The sequence below is a fragment of the Pseudomonas prosekii genome, from assembly GCF_900105155.1.
GTDB classification, from domain to species: Bacteria; Pseudomonadota; Gammaproteobacteria; order Pseudomonadales; family Pseudomonadaceae; genus Aquipseudomonas; species Aquipseudomonas prosekii.
This window is the reverse complement of sequence record NZ_LT629762.1, coordinates 3,992,774-4,007,270: the sequence shown is the minus strand read 5'-3', so window position 1 is coordinate 4,007,270 and position 14,497 is coordinate 3,992,774. Positions and strand designations below refer to the sequence as shown.

Annotated in this window: 15 protein-coding genes; 7 read left to right on the top strand and 8 right to left on the bottom strand. The window is 58.2% G+C overall.

Annotation, left to right across the window (positions count from 1 at the left end; all coding sequences use genetic code 11):
* Positions 1–84 precede the first annotated feature (84 nt).
* The 4 genes from BLU01_RS18330 (at position 85) to BLU01_RS18315 (ending at position 3,552) form a co-directional block, all read left to right on the top strand.
* Positions 85–1,917: a penicillin-binding protein activator gene (locus BLU01_RS18330; protein WP_092278189.1), complete on the top strand. Its 1,833-nt coding sequence runs from the start codon at positions 85–87 to the stop codon at positions 1,915–1,917.
* Positions 1,917–2,279, top strand: coding sequence for a YraN family protein (locus BLU01_RS18325; protein WP_092278187.1), 363 nt, complete (start codon positions 1,917–1,919; stop codon positions 2,277–2,279). Before BLU01_RS18330 ends, BLU01_RS18325 begins: the two co-directional genes overlap by 1 nt.
* Before the next feature lie 104 nt (positions 2,280–2,383).
* Complete coding sequence (locus tag BLU01_RS18320; RefSeq protein ID WP_003216190.1) at positions 2,384–2,977, top strand: phosphoheptose isomerase; 594 nt, start codon at positions 2,384–2,386, stop codon at positions 2,975–2,977.
* Complete coding sequence (locus BLU01_RS18315) at positions 2,974–3,552, top strand: BON domain-containing protein (RefSeq protein ID WP_092278185.1); 579 nt, start codon at positions 2,974–2,976, stop codon at positions 3,550–3,552. The genes BLU01_RS18320 and BLU01_RS18315 overlap by 4 nt, the downstream gene beginning before the upstream one ends.
* A gap of 114 nt (positions 3,553–3,666) precedes the next feature.
* On the opposite strand, the gene BLU01_RS18310 is transcribed toward BLU01_RS18315, so the two are convergent.
* From BLU01_RS18310 to rplM, 7 genes are all read right to left on the bottom strand, one after another.
* A complete protein-coding gene (locus tag BLU01_RS18310) occupies positions 3,667–4,080 on the bottom strand; it encodes a ClpXP protease specificity-enhancing factor (RefSeq protein WP_092278183.1) in 414 nt (137 codons plus the stop codon).
* A gap of 16 nt (positions 4,081–4,096) precedes the next feature.
* Positions 4,097–4,714 carry a glutathione S-transferase N-terminal domain-containing protein gene (locus BLU01_RS18305; RefSeq protein WP_047303097.1) on the bottom strand — a complete coding sequence of 206 codons (618 nt, stop codon included), beginning with the start codon at positions 4,712–4,714 and terminating at the stop codon, positions 4,097–4,099.
* Positions 4,715–4,862: 148 nt separating this feature from the next.
* Positions 4,863–5,642, bottom strand: a complete 780-nt coding sequence (locus BLU01_RS18300; RefSeq protein ID WP_092278181.1) for a cytochrome c1 — start codon at positions 5,640–5,642, stop codon at positions 4,863–4,865.
* The gene (locus BLU01_RS18295) at positions 5,642–6,853 is read right to left on the bottom strand and encodes a cytochrome b (protein WP_092278179.1); all 1,212 of its coding nucleotides are present in this window, start codon (positions 6,851–6,853) and stop codon (positions 5,642–5,644) included. The genes BLU01_RS18300 and BLU01_RS18295 overlap by 1 nt, the downstream gene beginning before the upstream one ends.
* Positions 6,853–7,446: a ubiquinol-cytochrome c reductase iron-sulfur subunit gene (gene petA / locus BLU01_RS18290; RefSeq protein WP_092278177.1), complete on the bottom strand. Its 594-nt coding sequence runs from the start codon at positions 7,444–7,446 to the stop codon at positions 6,853–6,855. Before petA ends, BLU01_RS18295 begins: the two co-directional genes overlap by 1 nt.
* A 267-nt stretch (positions 7,447–7,713) precedes the next feature.
* Positions 7,714–8,106, bottom strand: coding sequence for a 30S ribosomal protein S9 (gene rpsI / locus BLU01_RS18285; protein ID WP_003216038.1), 393 nt, complete (start codon positions 8,104–8,106; stop codon positions 7,714–7,716).
* Between the two features lie 14 nt (positions 8,107–8,120).
* The gene (rplM, locus tag BLU01_RS18280; protein ID WP_092278175.1) at positions 8,121–8,549 is read right to left on the bottom strand and encodes a 50S ribosomal protein L13; all 429 of its coding nucleotides are present in this window, start codon (positions 8,547–8,549) and stop codon (positions 8,121–8,123) included.
* 248 nt (positions 8,550–8,797) lie between these two features.
* Between rplM and BLU01_RS18275 the strand changes: the two genes are divergently transcribed.
* Positions 8,798–9,838 carry an NADP(H)-dependent aldo-keto reductase gene (locus tag BLU01_RS18275; protein WP_092278173.1) on the top strand — a complete coding sequence of 347 codons (1,041 nt, stop codon included), beginning with the start codon at positions 8,798–8,800 and terminating at the stop codon, positions 9,836–9,838.
* A gap of 102 nt (positions 9,839–9,940) precedes the next feature.
* Here BLU01_RS18275 and BLU01_RS18270 read toward each other — a convergent pair whose 3' ends face one another.
* Positions 9,941–11,077: an acyl-CoA dehydrogenase family protein gene (locus BLU01_RS18270; RefSeq protein WP_092278171.1), complete on the bottom strand. Its 1,137-nt coding sequence runs from the start codon at positions 11,075–11,077 to the stop codon at positions 9,941–9,943.
* 244 nt (positions 11,078–11,321) lie between these two features.
* Between BLU01_RS18270 and BLU01_RS18265 the strand changes: the two genes are divergently transcribed.
* Together BLU01_RS18265 and BLU01_RS18260 are read left to right on the top strand one after the other, a co-directional pair.
* Positions 11,322–12,218 carry a GlxA family transcriptional regulator gene (locus BLU01_RS18265; RefSeq protein WP_178111799.1) on the top strand — a complete coding sequence of 299 codons (897 nt, stop codon included), beginning with the start codon at positions 11,322–11,324 and terminating at the stop codon, positions 12,216–12,218.
* 259 nt (positions 12,219–12,477) lie between these two features.
* Positions 12,478–14,421, top strand: a complete 1,944-nt coding sequence (locus BLU01_RS18260; RefSeq protein ID WP_092278167.1) for a flavin monoamine oxidase family protein — start codon at positions 12,478–12,480, stop codon at positions 14,419–14,421.
* Positions 14,422–14,497 lie beyond the last annotated feature (76 nt).

The window sequence follows — 14,497 nt, the reverse complement described above, 5'->3', positions numbered from 1 at the left end:
CCGTTTCACGCCACTAACATCGCGCCCCGGCCAGTGCTTGGGTACAATTCCACGCTAATTTGATCGAGTATCGGGAACACTTACATGATCGCTTGCCTGCGGCTGTTATCTGCCCTCTGCCTCGCTGCCTTGCTGGCGGCTTGCGCCAGCTCGCCCTCCTCCAGCCTTGGCGAACTTCCACGGACCCCGGACGCCAGCATCGAGCAACTGCTCGAAAAAGCTGCGCAAAGCAAAACCCCGGAACAAGCTGCGCTGTTTCGCCTGAGCGCGGCAGATCTGGCTTACAAACAGGGGAATGCCGGCCAGTCCGCGCAAATCCTCCAACAAGTGCCAATCGAGCAACTGAAGCCGGGCCAACAGGTGTTCGCCAGTACGCTGGCGGCCGAGCTGGCGATGACGCGCAATCAGCCGAAAGCAGCGCTGACCGCCCTCAGCCATCCGAGCCTGCAACGCTTGGGTGAGTTGCCGGTCGAGCAACAAGTACGCACCGGCACCGTTCACGCCCGCGCCCTTGAAGCTGATGGCCAGACCCTCGCCGCTGCACGCGAGCGCATCTTTATTGCGCCGATGCTCGAAGGTGAAGCCGCCGCCAAGAACCACGAAGCGATCTGGACCTTGATCGCCTCGTTGCCTACCGATCAATTGCAGCCGACCACCACCGACGACCTCGGTGGCTGGATCAGCCTGGCCCTGGCAGTGAAAACCGCCGGTACGCTGGAACAGCAGCAAGCGGCGATCGACACTTGGCGCGCGCAGAATCCAAAACACCCCGCCGCCGTGCAATTGCCGCTGCCGCTGACCAAACTCAAGGAACTGGCCAGCCAGCCCCTGAGCAAGATCGCCGTGCTGCTGCCTCAGGCAGATGGCCCGTTGGCCGCGGTCAGCAAAGCGCTGCGTGAAGGCTTCATGGCCGCGCACTATCAGGCCCAACAAGCCGGGCAGCAGCCGCCAGCCATCGTTTTCTACGACAGCTCGAAGATGACCTCGCAACCACCGCAGATGTCGCTGGACGAGTTCTATCGCAAGGCTCAGGCCGACGGCGTGCAATTGGTTGTGGGTCCGCTCGAGAAGCCGCTGGTCAAACAGCTCAGCGCTCGCCCGCAATTGCCGATCACTACCCTCGCGCTGAACTACAGCGAAGGCGAACAAGGTCCGGCGCAGCTGTTCCAGTTTGGTCTGGCGGCTGAAGACGAAGCGCGCGAAGTGTCGCGCCGTGCTCGCGCCGACGGCCTGCATCGCGCCGCCGCCATGGTGCCGAAAGGCGAATGGGGCGACCGCGTACTGAAGGCATTCAGCCAGGACTGGCAGGCCAACGGTGGCAGCATCGTCGCCGTCGAACGCGTTGATCAGCCGGTGCAACTGGCCCAGCAGATCGCTGACATGTTCAAGCTGCGTCAGAGCGAAGGTCGCGCCAAGTCCCTGCAAAGCACAGTTGGCTCGCAAGTCGCGGCCCAGCCTTCGCGCAGCCAGGACATCGAGTTCATCTTCCTCGCTGCCACTCCTCAGCAGGCGCAACAGATCAAGCCGACCCTGAACTTCCAATACGCGGGCGACGTGCCGGTCTACGCCACTTCCCACGTGTTCAGCGCCAGCGGTGACGTCAATCAGTACAACGACATGAACGGCGTGCGCTTCTGCGAAACGCCTTGGCTGCTGGATGCCAACGATCCGCTGCGCAAACAGGTCACCGCACAATGGCCACAAGCCGCTGGCAGCCTCGGCCGCCTCTACGCGATGGGCGTTGACGCGTATCGCCTGGCGCCACGCCTGGGCCAACTCAAGGCCCTGCCGGACAGCCGCATCGAAGGTGAGTCGGGCAGCCTCGGCATGACGCAGAACCAACGCGTAGTCCGCCAGTTGCCTTGGGCGCAGTTTGTCAGCGGTCAGGTTCAACGCCTGCCGGACACCCCGCGCTGATGCCTGACAGGTCACGCCAGCAAAGCGGCAAGGATGCCGAGCGCCATGCGCTCGAGCATCTGCAACAACACGGTCTGCGCCTGCTGGCGCAGAACTGGTTGTGCAAACGCGGCGAGCTTGATCTGGTCATGCTTGATGGCGATACAGTAGTATTCGTTGAAGTCCGCTACCGAAAAAACACTCAATGGGGCGGCGCGCTCGATAGCATCGATGGGCGCAAACGGCAGAAACTGATTTTCGCCGCGCAGTATTTTCTTCAGCGCGAGTCGCGTTGGGCCAATTCCCCTTGCCGCTTCGACGTGGTTGCCATCGACAGCAGCCTTGATCAGTTGAACTGGTTGCAGAATGCCTTCGACAGCTGATCGCTTGCACCCCGAACCGGACACCTTCACCCAACACTTTTGCTCTTTGCTTTGCGGGCTGCACATTCTTGTGCCAGGTAGCCGCGCTAATTAAGGTCACACAGATGGACATGCAATCCCGAATTCGCCAGCTTTTTCAGGCCAGTATCGACACCAAGCAGCAGGCGATGGACGTACTTGCACCGCACATCGAGCAAGCCAGCCAGGTGATGGTCAACGCCCTGCTCAACGAGGGCAAAATGCTTTCCTGCGGCAACGGCGGTTCTGCCGGTGATGCCCAGCACTTCTCGTCGGAGCTGCTCAACCGCTTTGAGCGTGAACGTCCGAGCCTGCCAGCCATCGCGCTGACCACCGACACCTCGACGATCACCTCGATTGCCAACGATTACAGCTACAACGAAATCTTCTCCAAACAGATCCGCGCGCTCGGCCAGCCGGGCGATGTGTTGCTGGCGATTTCCACCAGCGGCAACTCGGCGAATATTATTCAAGCGATCCAGGCCGCACATGATCGCGAAATGATTGTCGTAGCATTGACGGGTCGCGATGGCGGCGGCATGGCGTCGCTGCTTTTGCCTGAGGACGTCGAGATTCGCGTCCCGGCCAACGTCACTGCACGTATCCAGGAAGTTCACCTGCTGGCGATCCATTGCTTATGCGACTTGATCGACAGCCAACTGTTCGGGAGTGAAGAATGACCCCTAATCGCCTAGGCCTTCTGGCCTTGACCCTGTGCCTCGGCATCAGCGGCTGCACCTCGGTGGTTAAAGCCAGCCGTGAAGCGCCGATCGAAGATGACCGTGGCACGCGTACCTTCGGCAGCAAAATCGACGACTCGCTGATCGATACCAAGGTCGGCGTCAACGTCGCCAAGGCCGATCCGGCACTCGATAACGACTCGCACATCGTCGTCACCAGCTTCAACGGCGTCGTGCTGCTGGCCGGGCAAACACCTACCGCCGACTTGAAAGCCAAGGCTGAACAGGCGGCTTCCGCCGTGCAACGCGTGAAGAAAGTCCACAACGAACTGCAAGTGCTGCCGCCGTCCGGCTTCATCGCTCGTCAGAATGACGCGTGGCTGACCACTAAAATCAAAACCCAGATGCTCGCCGACGCCAACATCCCCGGCTCGCGCATCAAGGTTGTGACGGAAAACGGCATCGTTTATCTGCTGGGCCTGCTGACCAAACAGGAAGCCACTCAGGCGACCAATCTGGTGCAGAGCGTTGCTGGTGTGCAGAAGATCGTCAAATTATTCGAATACATCGACTGACACCCCTCCTGCAGGAACCAGACTTGCCGGCGATGGCGATTCCAAGTACGCCATCGCGAGCAAGCTTTGCTCCTACTGAAATAAAAAAGGCGATCCTCTCGGATCGCCTTTTTTTTATTTCACCACTTTCAAACTGGGTCGACCGCTGGGACGCGGCGGTTCGTTGTCGGGTGGCGGCAGCTCATCATCCGGCTCGATCTCGTCGTCGTCTTCCAGAGGCGACTCCAGATCGAACACCATGCCTTGGCCATTCTCCCGAGCGTAAATGCCCAGGATCGAAGCGATAGGCACGAACAGAGTATGCGGGACGCCACCGAAGCGCCCTTCGAAGCTGACCGCTTCGTTGTCCATGTGCAAATGACGCACGGCTGCCGGCGATACGTTCAGGACAATCTGGCCGTCACTGGCAAAACCTTGTGGCACCTGCACCGACGGATATTCGGAATTGACCAGCATGTGCGGGGTGCAATCGTTATCAACAATCCACTCGTAGAGCGCGCGGACCAGATAAGGTCGACTGGAGTTCATAGCGGCTCCTTAAGCCTTAGCGCATATCGCGTTCGACGCCAGACAGACTCGCCTGGAAAGCCTCACGCGCGAAAGAGCGCTCCATGTAATCAAGCAGCGGCTTGGCTGGCCGCGGCAGTTCAATACCCAGAATCGGCAAACGCCAGAGTATTGGTAATAGGCAGCAATCCACCAGACTTTGTTCCTCGCTGAGGAAAAACGGCTTGTCGGCGAACAACGGCGACACGCCCGTAAGGCTTTCGCGCAGCTCTTTGCGAGCAACAACGCGAGCGGCTTCCTTGGACTTGGGATCCAGGATCAGATCCACCAGGCCACACCAGTCACGCTGAATCCGATGAATCAACAGACGACTGTTCGCACGCGCTACAGGGTAAACCGGCAGTAAAGGCGGGTGCGGGTAACGCTCATCCAGATATTCCATCACCACGGTCGACTCCCACAACGCCAGGTCACGATCGACCAGGGTGGGCAAGCTGCCGTAAGGGTTCACTTCGATCAGTTTAGGCGGCTGACGACCAGCCTCCACGTAAATGATCTCGGCGCTGACACCCTTCTCTGCGAGCACGATGCGTACTCGGTGGGAATAGTGGTCGGCGGGGTCGGAGTAACAGGCCAACCGATTGGTCACGCCCATGGCGGTCCTCCTCGCTTGTAGAAATTATCGTAAGCGGAAAAACGAGCGCGCCCAGAGGGCGCCTCCCGTAACGTCTGCATGCAGACTCGTTACACCTTCAGAGGCGCCCTTGGGCGCGCGCGATTAACAGCAATTGCTTGAAGCTTTATCAGTGCACATCTTTCCAGTATTCGCGCTTGAGCAAGTAAGCGAATACGAAGAAGAACGCGAGGTACAACAGAACATACGTACCAATGCGCTGATGCTGCAGCTTAACCGGGTTAGCCGAGTAAGCGAGGAAGGTTACCAGATTCTTGACCTTCTCATCGAACTGCTCTTCGGTCAGGGTCCCGGTTTTCGGCACGATGGTCATTTGATCGCACGCTTCATGGGTCAGAGGCGTACCGGTCAGCGGATCATATTGCTTCTTGCCATCCTCGACGACCTGCACCTGTTTGCAGCCAATCACCTGACGACCTTGCAGACCGACGAGCACGTTAGGCATGCCGACGTTCGGGAACACCTTGTTGTTCACGCCCCACGGACGCGATGGATCTTCATAGAACGAACGCAGGTAACCGTAGAGCCAGTCGGTGCCACGTACACGTGCCACCAGCGTCAGGTCTGGCGGTGCGGCACCGAACCAGGTCTTGGCGTCTGCCGGCTGCATGCCGATGTTCATGTGGTCGCCGATCTTGGCGCCGGTGAACACCAGGTTGCTCAGCATCAGATCGTGAGGAATCCCCAGATCGTCGGCCACGCGCTCATAGCGCTGGAACTTGGCACTGTGGCAACCCATGCAATAGTTGGCGAACGTACGTGCACCATCCTGCATGGCCGCTTTATCGGAAACGTCGATGTCGACACTTTCCAGTTCCGCACCGTGTTCGGCAGCGAAAGAGAACACAGGCAAAGCAGCAAGAATCAGTACAGCAAATAGCTTTTTCATCAGCCAGTCACCCTTTCCGGAACCGGTTTGGTCTTCTCGAGCCTGGTGTAGAACGGCATCAGAATGAAGTACGCGAAGTACAGGAAGGTACACACCTGCGACAGCAACGTGCGCCCTGGCGTTGGGGCCAATACGCCCAGTACACCGAGGATCACGAACGAAATGCAGAACAGCCACAGCCAGATTTTGCTCAGCCAGCCCTTGTAGCGCATCGACTTGACCGGACTTCGGTCGAGCCACGGCAGGACGAACAGCACCGCAATCGCCGCGCCCATGGCGATAACGCCAAGGAGCTTGTCCGGAATCGCCCGCAAGATCGCGTAGAACGGCGTGAAGTACCAGACCGGAGCGATGTGCTCTGGGGTCTTGAAGGCGTTGGCCACTTCAAAGTTCGGCTTCTCGAGGAAGTAACCGCCCATTTCCGGGAAGAAGAACACGATCGAACAGAAGATGAACAGGAACACCACGACACCGACGATATCTTTCACGGTGTAGTACGGGTGGAAGGCAATGCCGTCCAGTGGTACGCCGTTCTCGTCCTTGAATTTCTTGATGTCGACGCCGTCCGGGTTGTTCGAGCCGACTTCGTGCAGCGCCAGAACGTGCAACACCACCAGACCGAGAATCACGATCGGCAGGGCGACAACGTGTAGCGCGAAGAAGCGGTTCAGGGTGATCCCGGAAATCAGGTAGTCACCACGAATCCACTGGGTCAGGTCGTTGCCGATGACCGGAATCGCGCCGAACAGCGAGATGATCACCTGGGCGCCCCAGTACGACATCTGGCCCCACGGCAGCAGGTAACCCATGAACGCTTCAGCCATCAGCGCGAGGTAGATCAACATGCCGAAGACCCACACCAACTCACGCGGCTTCTGATACGAACCGTAGAGCAAGCCACGGAACATGTGCAGATAGACCACGATGAAGAACGCCGAGGCGCCGGTGGAGTGCAACAGACGCAGGATCGAGCCGTACTCGACGTCGCGCATGATGTATTCGACGGAGGCAAACGCTTCTTCCGCCGACGGGGTGTAACTCATGGTCAGCCAGACACCGGTGACGATCTGGTTGACCAGAACGAGCAGTGCGAGGGAACCAAAGAAATAGAAGAAGTTGAAGTTCTTCGGGGCGTAGTACTTGCTGAGATGGTCTTCCCACATTTTGGTCGCGGGAAAGCGCGCATCAACCCAATCCATGAACTTGCTCATCACGCTTTCTCCGTATCGACGCCAATGACAATGATGTCATCGGTCTCATAGGAATGCGGGGGAACTGGCAGGTTCAAAGGCGCAGGTTGCGACTTGTAGACGCGGCCAGCCAGATCGTAGTGGGAACCGTGGCAAGGGCAGAAATAACCGCCCACCCAGTCTTTGCCCAGATCAGCAGGTGCCACTTCAGGGCGGAAAGTCGGCGAGCAACCCAGGTGCGTGCAGATACCGATCAGCAGCAGAACCTCTGGCTTGATCGAACGCGTTTCTGGATCGACGTAGGTCGGTTGTGTCGAGTTCTTGGAGGCAGGGTCAGATAACTGGCCCTCGATCTTTTTCAGATTGCCCAGGATTTCCTCGGTTCGGCGGACAATGAACACCGGCTGACCGCGCCACTCAGCAATCATCTGCTGACCTGGTTCGATTTTGCTGACATTCACCTTCACCGGTGCACCTGCGGCTTTCGCCTTGGCACTGGGAAACCATGACCCCACGAACGGGACCGCAGCCCCCACCGCTCCTGCAGCACCCACCACGGATGTGGCTGCTACCAAGAAGCGACGCCGGCCTGCATTCACGCCGTCATTGCTCATTCAGTCCTCTCCCATCAGCTTTGTGGCCTGTTAAATCAGGCATCTACTAAGTTAAATCTATGTACTTATAAAAATTTTGCCGAATGGTAATGAAAAGCCCCAATCCTGACAAGGTAATTACCCAAGGGCTCCAGTGCCAAGCCTTGCAGTATAGGGGCTCTACGGCTGTGGCAAGTTGTCACAGCGCAATTCTTTGATAAAACGCAGGCATAAAAAAACGCCCGGCTCCGTGAGGAGCAGGGCGTTCTTTTTGAACGTGTAAGCGAATTAACGCTTCGAGTACTGCGGACGCTTACGCGCTTTACGCAGACCAACTTTCTTACGTTCAACTTCACGAGCATCGCGAGTAACGAAGCCAGCTTTGCGCAGAGCGCCACGCAGGGTTTCGTCGTACTGCATCAGTGCGCGAGTGATACCGTGGCGGATTGCGCCAGCTTGACCACTTACACCACCACCGATCACGGTGACGTAGATGTCGAACTTCTCGACAGTCTCAGTCAGTTCCAGCGGCTGACGAACTACCATGCGGGCAGTTTCGCGGCCGAAGAAATTTTCCAGGGTGCGGTTGTTGATGGAGATGTTACCAGTACCCGGACGCAGGAAAACGCGTGCGGTTGCGGTCTTGCGACGGCCAGTGCCGTAATTTTGAGTCGCCGACATAATGAACTATTCCGTTAAAACTTCAGTTCTTGGGGCTGCTGAGCAGCATGAGGGTGAGCAGCGCCCGCATAGACTTTCAGCTTGCGATACATGTCGCGACCCAGTGGGCCCTTCGGCAGCATACCTTTAACCGCGATCTCGATCGGGGATTCAGGCTTCTTGGCGATCAGTTTTTCGAAGCTGATCGACTTGATGCCACCCGGGAAACCGGAGTGGGAGTAGTAGATTTTGTCGGTGGTTTTAGCACCGGTTACACGAACCTGCTCGGCATTGATAACGACGATGTAATCGCCGGTGTCAACGTGAGGAGTGTACTCAGCTTTATGCTTGCCACGCAGACGGCTCGCGATTTCGGTAGCCAGACGACCCAGGGTCTGACCAGCGGCGTCGACGACAAACCAGTCGCGCACAACTGTTTCTGGTTTTGCAGTAAAAGTTGTCATTCTTTAATAGCCTCAGGGGCCGCCCTGTAAATTAGACGGCGGATCTTACTGAATAGTGCGTGCTTTGACAAGTCAAAGGCAGCCGGATACAGACGCTATCGGGGGCTCGGGTCGGCGCGTCCGTTCAACGGCAAGATCTCTTCCGCAGGCGGCGCATCACTTCCACTGCATAAAGAGGTGGGCAATTATGCAGATTGCGAAAAAATATTCAACCTGCTTTTATGATTGTTTTGCCCAAGGAGCACCCGATGGATTATCGACAGCTAGGCCGAACCGATCTGAACGTGAGTGCAATCTGCCTCGGAACCATGACCTGGGGCGAGCAAAACAGCGAGGCTGAAGCCTTCGCCCAGATTGAACGGGCCAAGAGCGCCGGGATCAATTTCATCGATACCGCCGAAATGTACCCGGTGCCACCCAAGGCCGAAACCTACGCCACCACCGAGCGCTACATCGGCAATTACTTCAAGAGTCGCGGCGATCGTGCCGACTGGATCCTCGCCAGCAAGATCGCCGGCCCGGGCAACACCATCGACTACATTCGCGACAAAAACCTGCGCCACAACCGCCAGCACATCACCGAAGCCGTGGACGCCAGCCTCAAGCGCCTGCAGACCGACTACATCGATCTCTATCAATTGCACTGGCCGGAACGCAGCACCAATTTCTTCGGCCAGTTGGGCTACAAGCACAAGATCGAGGCCAACCTGACGCCGCTCGAAGACACCCTCGAAGCGCTCGACGAACAGGTCAAGGCCGGCAAAATCCGCCACATCGGCCTGTCCAACGAAACGCCGTGGGGCACCATGCGCTTCCTCGCGCTGGCCGAAGCCCGTGGCTGGCCGCGTGCGGTGTCGATCCAGAACCCGTACAACCTGCTGAACCGCAGCTTCGAAGTCGGCCTGGCGGAAATCGCCATTCGCGAACAGTGCGGTTTGCTGGCCTATTCGCCGCTGGCGTTTGGTTTCCTGTCGGGCAAGTACGAAGGTGGCGCGCGTCCGCCGAAGGGTCGTCTGAGCCTCTACAGCCGCTTCAGCCGCTATTTCAATGCGCAATCCGAGGCAGCGTGCAGCCGTTACGTGGCTTTGGCGCGTGAGCACGGCCTGGACCCGGCGCAGATGGCGTTGGCCTTCGTCACCCAGCAACCGTTCGTGACCAGCAACATTATTGGCGCGACCACGCTGGAGCAACTCGACAGCAACATCGCCAGTTTCGACCTGAAACTTTCCGATGAAGTGTTGGCGGGGATTGAAGCGATTCACAAGGATCATCCGAACCCGGCGCCTTGATCGATTCATCGCCCCAATCGCGAGCAAGCTCGCTCCCACATTGGAATGCGATCAATGTGGGAGCGAGCTTGCTCGCGAAGGCGCCCGTCCAGCCACCTCAGGTCAAAGCGACCGCGCAATAATCTCCTTCATGATTTCGTTGGTCCCCGCATAAATCCGCTGCACCCGCGCATCCGCCCACGCCCGCGCGACCGGGTACTCCCACATAAATCCGTAACCGCCGTGCAACTGCACGCATTCATCAAGCACCTTGCATTGCAGGTCGGTGCCCCAGTATTTGGCCATCGCTGCGGTCGGCACATCGAGCTTGCCCTGCAAGTGCAACTCCAGGCACTTGTCGACAAAAACCCGGCCAATCTGAATCTCGGTGGCCATCTCGGCGAGTTTGAAACGGGTGTTCTGGAAATCCGCAATCGCCTTGCCGAACGCTTTGCGCTCGCGGGTGTAATCCAGCGTCCATTGCAGCGCCGCCTCGGCCGAAGCCAGTCCGCCAATGGCCACCGTCAGCCGTTCCTGCGGCAATTCCTGCATCAGATAAGCGAACCCCATCCCGGCCTGACCCAAAAGGTTTTCCTTCGGCACACGTACGTCCTGGAAGAACAATTCCGACGTGTCCTGAGCCTTCATTCCGACTTTTTCCAGACGCTTGCCCTTGGCAAAACCCGGTGTATCGGCTTCCACCAGAAACAGGCTGGTGCCTTTGGCGCCGGCCTTCGGATCGGTCTTGGCGACGACGATCACCAAGTCCGCGAGATAACCGTTGGTGATAAAGGTTTTCGAACCGTTGATCACGTACTCATCGCCATCCAGCACCGCTGTGGTTTTCACTCCTTGCAGGTCGGAACCGGCGCCCGGCTCGGTCATGGCAATCGCCGTAACCATCTCGCCTGAGACCAGCTTCGGCAGGTATTTGTGCTTCAGCGCTTCGCTGCCGTAATGCAGGATGTACGGCGCGACAATATCCGAATGCAGCGAAAAACCGATCCCGGTCAGGCCCAGACGGCCCACCTCTTCAATCACCACTGTGCTGTAGAGGAAGTCCGCGCCGAGCCCGCCATATTCCTCCGGCAGATGCGAACAGAGCATCCCCGCCTCCCCCGCCTTGTTCCACAGTTGGCGGTCGATGTAGCCCTGTTTTTCCCATTGCCCATGGAACGGCACGGCCTCTTTTTCGAGGAACGTTCGCACACTGTCGCGAAAGAGTTCGTGCTCGGAGCTGAACAAGGTTCTGGGGATCATGCGGCACCTGTGGTTTTTATTAGCCGGGATTGACCTCCAGAGCCTAAGCCGCAGTCGCGCTACAGGACACTGGACACATCAGACAAAAAATAAGACGATCCAGCCGTCTGGTGACCACTTTCCCCTATAAGAATAAAGTTGAATTATGTCTAACCAAGTCTCCACGCCCCTGCGGCGCGTCAGTATCCTGGCTATCGACCGGGTTTTCGCTTCCACCCTCATGCAAGCCAAGGATTTCTTCCACTTGGCCAGCCTGCGCTACGGCAAGCAGCTGGGCCACGGCCTGACACCGGCGTTCGAAACCCGCCTGGTCAGCCCCGACGGCAAACCGGTGAACAGCTTCAGCGATGTGATCATGCCGGTCGACGGCGGCCTCGAAAACGCTGACATCATCGTCCTCCCGGCCTTCTGGGACGACTTCGACACACTCTGCAAACGTTATCCCCAAGTGCTGCCATGGCTGCGCGAGCAACACGCACGCGGCGCAGTGTTGTGCGGCGAAGCCACCGGGGTGTTCTGGCTCGCCGAGGCCGGGCTGCTCGACGGCAAGGAAGCGACCACTTACTGGCGTTTCTTCAACGCGTTTGCCGAGCGCTTCCCGCGCGTCCAACTCAATCAGGACAAGCACCTGACTGACGCCGACAACCTGTTTTGCGCCGGCGGCACCACCTCGGCTTGCGACCTCTACATTTACCTGATCGAACGTTTCTGCGGCGCCAACGTCGCCCAAGCCGTGGCCCGCGACATTCTCTACGAAGTGCAGCGCAGTTATGCGCCGGGCCGCATCGGCTTCGGCGGGCAGAAGTTGCACCAGGACGTGATCATCCTGCAGATCCAGCACTGGCTCGAAGAACACTTCGCCGACAAATTCCGCTTCGAAGACGTCGCGCGCGAACACGGCATGAGCATCCGCAACTTCATGCGCCGCTTCCAGACCGCCACCGGTGACAAACCGCTGCACTACCTGCAACGCCTGCGCATCGAAACCGCCAAGGGCTTGCTGTCCGGCAGCCGCAAAAGCATCAAAACCATCAGCTACGAAGTGGGCTACGACGACGCCAGCTTCTTCGCGCGCCTGTTTCGCCAGCACACAGAACTGTCGCCGAACCAGTACCGGCAGCAGTTCCAGCAAGCGGCTTGAGGCCAACCACCCTCCAGCAATGTAGGAGCGAGGCTTGCCCGCGAAGGCAGTGTGTCAGTCGAAACCTTATTGCCTGACACTGCGCTTTCGCGGGCAAGCCTCGCTCCTACAGGGGTTGCTTTGCAGCGCGGCTGAACAGGTATTTTTCCCACATAACAAACGGAATTCAGACCCTCTACGCGCGGCACTTGGCTGATATCCGCAGCCCGCTCGATCGCTCAAGATCTTACCCAGTCAACATCATCAGGGAAGATCGACAATGACCATCGGCTCAGGCTACAGCTACCCGTCATCCGTACTCGGCAGCCATCGAACCAAGCGCTCGGCCAAAGACAAGTGGAAAGCGCGTTTTCCCAATCCGCCTGACTTGTGCTTCGACTATCGAGCACTGGTTGAACAGGAAAACGGCATCGCCACGGCAACTGACCTGCAACACAAAATCTGCATCATCGGTGCCGGTGTCACTGGGCTCACGGCGGCACGCGAACTCTATCGATGCGGCTTCACCGACATCACCTTGATCGAGCAAGCCCGACGCATCGGCGGCCGCCACCTGACGGTTGCCGGAAGCGCGAAATCGAGCAAACCGCATACACCGTTTGAAATGGGCGCGATGCGTATGCCCTTCTTCAATCGCGCTGGCGAGGCAGCCACGGAAGGCCGCTCGCTGATGGCTTACTACGCCAAAGCCTTCGACCTCGCGCATGCAGACTTCGCCAACCCCGGCAGCCAATGGGTCAGCTCGACCGGGATCTATCTGCGCGAAGGCAGCATGGGCGACGGGCCAAGCCCACACATGCTGATCTGGAAGAACGCTGATGGCCAGACACCGCCACCCGGCGCAGACCTGCAAAGGGTCTATGCAAAGTGGAAAGCCTTCGCCGATCGCATGACCCGCCACGTCGCAGACGCTTACGCCGGCGAGGCGTGGGAAGCGATGTGGGCCGCCATCGTCGAAAAATACGAGAGGGTTTCATTCCGCGATCTGGTGCGCATGCCGGCCGTGCTCGCCTGGGATGAGCACGCGCCGGGAGACTTCGGCGGAATGGGCATGTCACCAGAAGAGTCGGCGATTTTCTACGCCATCGGCATCGGCGACGGCAGTTGGGGAGCGTTTTACGACGTCTGCTCGCTCTATCCATTGCGCACCGCCATTTTCGGGTTCAGCAGCCGGTTGCAATTGATCCTCGGCCGTGTGGACGCGATGGGCGAGCCGCTGGATTCGCCAAGTTTGCACGACGAAGCAGTTTTCGACTCCAAGGGCCTGAGCTTCGAGCGCCCGCGCTACGTCGGGCTCGCCGCGCTCAACGAATGCCTGCTGTTCATGCGAACCGAAGAAACCACGAAGTCTTTCTACGAACACTGCGCGGAACGAGGCAACGGCTTGCTCACCGACTCTTCCGTGACGAAACTGCAAAAACTGCCGAACCAGAAAATCCGCGTTTACTACGACTGGAAACACAGCCAACCCGAGCACGCGCTGGAGCAGTTCGATGACTTCGACTCGGTGATCATGACCCTGCCCTCCTGGCTGATCGAAACCCGGATTCGGCTCGAAAATTTCACCCCGCAAATGCTGCCCTTCGCGACCATCAACGCCTATAAAACCGCGCACTGGGAGACCAGTTGCAAAGTCTTTGCACCGTTAAAAAAATCATTCCTGTCGAAGAACACCAACATCCCGCAAGCCATCGTCACCGACAGCTTCATCCACGATGTCTACACCTACCGCTACAACGACAACTACAGCTACGACTGCATTTTGCTGAGTTACACCTGGGAGGATGACGCCAGCAAACTCGCCCTCTTCAGCGACAAGGAACTGGTCACCCGCTGCGCCAATGAACTGGACCGCATTCTGATGAACTCGGCCAATATCCAGGAAAAAATCTCGCCGTACATTGGCCTTGATCAAGCCGTGGTGCATCGCTGGATGAGCGATAAAAATGCGCTCGGTTGTGCCAAGTTGTACCGGCCCGGCACCTACTACGATGCGGTCAGCCTGATGAAGTACAACCGCGACTTCGGACACGTGTCGGGTCTGTATTTTTCCGGTGAATCATTCTCGGTGGATGCCGGCTGGACCGAACCGTGTTTTCGCGGTGCCGTGGATGCGGTCATCCATATTTGCAGCAAGACCGCCGCGACCTTCAACGGTGGTTTTGCGCTGAGTGACTACCCGCATTACGTCGTCAGGAGCTAATCCCCCCGACGCCCTGCCCGCAGAACAATTTGTACTTAAGGATAAGGACTACAAGTTAAACGGAAGTGGCTGACTT

Excerpts from the sequence above, each read along its gene's own strand:
- petA (WP_092278177.1), bottom strand. The coding sequence starts at position 7,446 with ATGAGCAATGACGGCGTGAATGCAGGCCGGCGTCGCTTCTTGGTAGCA.
- BLU01_RS18270 (WP_092278171.1), bottom strand. The coding sequence starts at position 11,077 with ATGATCCCCAGAACCTTGTTCAGCTCCGAGCACGAACTCTTTCGCGAC.
- BLU01_RS18295 (WP_092278179.1), bottom strand. The coding sequence starts at position 6,853 with ATGAGCAAGTTCATGGATTGGGTTGATGCGCGCTTTCCCGCGACCAAA.
- BLU01_RS18275 (WP_092278173.1), top strand. The coding sequence starts at position 8,798 with ATGGATTATCGACAGCTAGGCCGAACCGATCTGAACGTGAGTGCAATC.
- BLU01_RS18315 (WP_092278185.1), top strand. The coding sequence starts at position 2,974 with ATGACCCCTAATCGCCTAGGCCTTCTGGCCTTGACCCTGTGCCTCGGC.
- rplM (WP_092278175.1), bottom strand. The coding sequence starts at position 8,549 with ATGACAACTTTTACTGCAAAACCAGAAACAGTTGTGCGCGACTGGTTT.
- BLU01_RS18300 (WP_092278181.1), bottom strand. The coding sequence starts at position 5,642 with ATGAAAAAGCTATTTGCTGTACTGATTCTTGCTGCTTTGCCTGTGTTC.
- BLU01_RS18320 (WP_003216190.1), top strand. The coding sequence starts at position 2,384 with ATGGACATGCAATCCCGAATTCGCCAGCTTTTTCAGGCCAGTATCGAC.
- rpsI (WP_003216038.1), bottom strand. The coding sequence starts at position 8,106 with ATGTCGGCGACTCAAAATTACGGCACTGGCCGTCGCAAGACCGCAACC.
- BLU01_RS18330 (WP_092278189.1), top strand. The coding sequence starts at position 85 with ATGATCGCTTGCCTGCGGCTGTTATCTGCCCTCTGCCTCGCTGCCTTG.
- BLU01_RS18260 (WP_092278167.1), top strand. The coding sequence starts at position 12,478 with ATGACCATCGGCTCAGGCTACAGCTACCCGTCATCCGTACTCGGCAGC.
- BLU01_RS18310 (WP_092278183.1), bottom strand. The coding sequence starts at position 4,080 with ATGAACTCCAGTCGACCTTATCTGGTCCGCGCGCTCTACGAGTGGATT.
- BLU01_RS18305 (WP_047303097.1), bottom strand. The coding sequence starts at position 4,714 with ATGGGCGTGACCAATCGGTTGGCCTGTTACTCCGACCCCGCCGACCAC.
- BLU01_RS18325 (WP_092278187.1), top strand. The coding sequence starts at position 1,917 with ATGCCTGACAGGTCACGCCAGCAAAGCGGCAAGGATGCCGAGCGCCAT.